Below are 3,903 nucleotides of genomic sequence, written 5' to 3' on the forward strand. Positions count from 1 at the left end.
GAAATGGGGCGAAAGTCTGTGGACTCTGTGTAAGACAGTACATGGTTTTTTAACTGTGGTATGCGACGGTGGTGGAAGCAGAAACTTAAATCGTGAGGTTTAGGAATCGCCGCACTTTTAGGGCGGCGAGGATGTCAACTTTGCTCAAAAATATCGATGAATAAGCAAAAATTTCTTAATTCCCCGCAGTCTTATCAGCCGCTGCTATCTTGTTTGCGCCGAAGCGCCAGGGCTTGAGATAATCAGATAGCTATCATCTCAAAAACTATCACCATGACGATCGATCCGCAACAACTCATCGAACTGGCTCTCAAATCAGGAGCGGTGGCAGCCGAAGTTTATCAATCTTCCTCCCTTTCCCATCCCGTTTTTTTTGAGGCTAATCGTCTCAAACAGCTAGAAAGTTCCGAATCCGTGGGAACTGCCTTAAGATTATGGCGCGAGGGTTGTCCAGGGTTAGCGGTGGGTTATGGTGATGTGGAACCGGAAATTTTAGTAGAAACTGCGTTAAATTTATCCTATCTCAATGCCCCCGAAGAAATCGAATTTTCGGCACCACGACAGGCAATTTATGACCCGATTGGCCAGGATGTGGCCGTAGAATCTTTAATCGAGATGGGTAATCAAATGATTGGCCAAATTCGCCAAGTTTATCCTGAGGTTATTTGTAGTGGTGAATGGGAATGTGAACGGGAAATCACCCGTTTGGTTAATTCCCAGGGTTTATATTGTCAATATACCGATACAGCTTTGAGTTATTATCTGGGGATTGAATGGGTACGGGGGGAGGATTTTCTGGCGGTTTATGATGGGGAATATACTCGCAGTACACCTCATCCCGATACGGTAATTAAACAGTTATTACAGCGACTACAATGGGCCGCCAATAATGTGGATAGTCCCACGGGAAAATTACCAATTTTATTGACGGCTAATGCAGTTACCCTGTTATGGGGTACGGTGGCGATGGCTTTAAATGGTAAACAGATATTAGAAAAGTCCTCGCCCTGGAGTGATAAAATCGGTCAATTGGTGATGTCGGAAAAGTTGACTTTATCCCAACAACCCCAGCGAGAACCCTATAGTTGTCCCTTTGATGATGAGGGAACTCCCACTAAATTTTTATCTTTAATTGAGGGAGGTAGAGTTAAGGAATTCTATAGCGATCTTACCACGGCAAGATTATTAAAAACTCCTCCGACGGGAAACGGTTTTCGTCCTAGTTTAGGCGTTTATCCTCTGCCAGATTTGGTTAATTTAATCGTTGCACCGGGAGAGGAAACTTTAGAGGATTTAATCTCGCAAATAGACGAAGGCCTAGTTATCGACCAAATTTTAGGTCATGGGGCGGATATTTCGGGCGATTTTTCTGTCAATATCGATCTGGGTTATCGCATAGAAAAGGGCAAAATCACCGGACGAGTTAAAGATACAATGGTGACGGGAAATGTTTATACAGCTTTGCAGAATTTAATCGCTCTGGGGGCCGATAATCAATGGAATGGCTCCTGTTATACTCCCTCGCTAATTGTTGATAGTTTATCGGTGGTGGGGTAAAAATGTGGCGTTGTCAAATTGAAAGATGCTCCTAATCAGCACCGGAACTGAAATCACTAGGTGTAGGGCTAATTCATGAATTAGCCCTACAATAGGCGTTGTCAAATTGAAAGATGCTCCTAATCAGCACCGGAACTGAAATTAACTCCCCCTACTTTTTGGGGTTAATTTTTTTGGGCTTTATTTGACCTGAAAAGAGGGGGGTCGCAGGCTGGCACGGATTCCCATTCTATAAGAAATTATCTGTCAAGTTGCGGGGTTTTGTCAAGCTTTTTGGGAAAAAAATTTAACCGACACTCAAGGGGAGAGAATTGTGGGCAGAGATATTATTTAATCTCCCCTTTGAGTCGGCATTTTTCAGCCCGGGATTAACGCTTTAGTTGCCGAGGCACCAAGGCGATTTAATTGCCGATTAATTTGCCATCCGAGGAGGGTTAAACCCAACCACTGAGTGAAGATTGCTAAAGCGAAAGAGGGAAGTGTAGCGTATTTAGTAGCGGCAATGGGAAGAAAAGTAAAAAACCATAAAAGCGGAGATTGACTGGGATTAACTCTCAAGACAGCAAAACAGAGGAAGGGGAAAATAATCAAAATGCCGATGCTAGTAGCTGCCAGCAAAGCGCGTTTATTTGTGCTGGCTAACATCAATAATTGGGCGATAGCGGCATAGACTAAAATCATGTTCATTGCCAAGAGAAACCCGGCTGCAGTGGCTAGTTTATATTGATCGAGAGGGGCGATAAAAATAGCGGGAAGGATGAATAAAATAGCAATAGCGACGTTAACAGCCATGGCTAGGGTAGAAGGACTTTTTTCGCCAAAGATTAAAGCTTTCCCCAGACTAATGCCCTTTTTTCCTTGCAGATGACGATAGCGCGCCCAATCTTGGAGAGTTTGACGGGGGGGAGTGAGGGCAAAAAGGATTAACAAGGCAAAAATTGCCACAAAAACGCTAAGAATCGCAAAATTATCGAAAAGATACCTCGGTTCCAGCGTTTGGAAGACAAAACCTAGGCTAATGGCACTAAAACAGCCCATCATCCAGTAACTTTGGGGTTTACTAACAAGAGTAGCGAGGGGATTATGGAAGCGACGCTGGATAATTCTGGTTAACCCGTAGGTACAGAGGGCAAAATTGAGCAAAATTAAGCTAATACCCATTATCACCGATTGCCAGAGAGATTGACCGTACCAACGCAGATCAAAGATTTGTGAGATTCCTAGATAGCGTACCGCATCGGGGGGGAGAAAGGTAGATTTAACTAGATAGGGGAGGACAAAACTAGGATTAAAGAGAATTAACCAATCAAAGGGGGTACGGGAACCACCATAGCCCGATGAAGTAAACATAGTGCTATAAAACACAAAGATTAAGACTGTAGCGCTGCCTAACCAGGGTTGAAATCCCCCTAACCATGGCGTGGCTAAAGCGAAACTGAGGGCGGCATGATAGAAAAAGGCACAACTAGCGATCAGAACCGCGTAGAAGGCTAAAATTAACGACAAGGGAATACCTGCTAATAAACCCGCCCCCAAGTGAAAGGGTAAAGCGAGAAGACAGACGAGATAGAGGAGAATGGGAACCCCGAAAAGTTTGCCGATAAAAATTGTTCTGGCGGGTTGGGGACTCAGACGGATAAAATTAAGTGTACCCCGGCGTTCTTCCCCGGAAAGATCGGCGATTAATTGATAGGTTCCCACCACCAAAAGAGCGAAAATGCCGGTAATACTCAGAAAAGTGAAGATATCTAACCACCATAACCGGGAGATAATCATCCATTGACCATTTAAGTCTTGGATACAGTATTTAATCCCACTACGGAGATAATAATCGTTGTAATTGGGGTGATTAGCGGTACAGTAACGACTAAATCCCGCCCCTACGGGCAAGAGATTTTCGTAGTACAAATAAACTAATAATTGACCAACTAGGGAGATAATCGAGGCGATCGAGATATTTTTCGGGGTTAATCTTCCTTGCCATTCTCGCATAATTTGCGGGTTGGTTTCCGTAAGGCGATCGATTATTGTCGCTATCATATTTTTGTCCTCTCTACAGCCGTCAACAGGAGCTAATCCTAGATTAACCCGGCAACTTCTCGATCGGTTCGGGGTTGAAGAAATCGATCGAGATGCGGCTAAGTAGCTGGTTATAATTAAATTAAAAAGGGATTTTAGGTTCGATCCCCCCTGCCCCCCTTGATAAGGTAGGGTTGATTCATTTAAATTAAGTACAGCTAATTTTGAGTCAATAAATTTGACTGAAGATTCTCAATTTTATCTTTCTCTAACCAAAAGAGTTAGTCACAATAACTAATCTTTAATCCTCTGCCAAATTTATTATGA

The 3,903-nt window shown here is 43.5% G+C and carries 2 protein-coding genes; one reads left to right on the plus strand and one right to left on the minus strand.

The window, feature by feature from the left end; genetic code table 11:
- Positions 1 to 273 precede the first annotated feature (273 nt).
- On the plus strand, positions 274 to 1,557 hold the full coding sequence (locus tag IM509_RS11645; RefSeq protein WP_072926506.1) for a TldD/PmbA family protein: 1,284 nt from the start codon (positions 274 to 276) through the stop codon (positions 1,555 to 1,557).
- Between the two features lie 357 nt (positions 1,558 to 1,914).
- Here IM509_RS11645 and IM509_RS11650 read toward each other — a convergent pair whose 3' ends face one another.
- The gene (locus tag IM509_RS11650; RefSeq protein ID WP_185236814.1) at positions 1,915 to 3,597 is read right to left on the minus strand and encodes a hypothetical protein; all 1,683 of its coding nucleotides are present in this window, start codon (positions 3,595 to 3,597) and stop codon (positions 1,915 to 1,917) included.
- Positions 3,598 to 3,903 lie beyond the last annotated feature (306 nt).

The organism is Microcystis sp. M31BS1 (assembly GCF_020245285.1).
Taxonomy (GTDB): Bacteria; Cyanobacteriota; Cyanobacteriia; order Cyanobacteriales; family Microcystaceae; genus Microcystis; species Microcystis panniformis.